The sequence below is a fragment of the Ferrovum sp. genome (assembly GCF_027317285.1).
Classification (GTDB): Bacteria; Pseudomonadota; Gammaproteobacteria; order Burkholderiales; family Ferrovaceae; genus Ferrovum.
On record NZ_DAHVHV010000086.1, the window covers coordinates 4,201 to 4,505 of the forward strand.

A 305-nucleotide genomic window follows, 5' to 3' on the forward strand; every position below is an offset into this window, starting at 1 on the left:
GGGCAGGGCCAACCGCCCCTTTAGAGTAAGTCGGATAATTTTGGCGCGACCATCCGCATCATGTTCATCACAGTCTAACAATTCATCATCTAATAGCGTCTTCAGCGTACGGGTCATAACTGAACGCGAGACATCGAGACGCGCGGCTATCTCACTGGCCATAAGCCCATCACGATCAATCTCGCGGTCAAGCACGATGAGTATCAAGAAGCGTAGTTGGGAAAGATTGTGCTTGGCAAAATATGCATCAAGGATTCTCAAGAGAAGGCTCGCTTTCCGGAGCAACCTCAAGGCTGACTCGACCG

At 50.8% G+C, this 305-nt stretch carries 1 protein-coding gene; it reads right to left on the reverse strand.

The annotated features are described in order from the left end of the window. On the reverse strand, positions 1–261 hold a 261-nt coding region (locus M6F29_RS11300), incomplete at its 3' end, for a MarR family transcriptional regulator (RefSeq protein WP_298159917.1). Positions 262–305 lie beyond the last annotated feature (44 nt).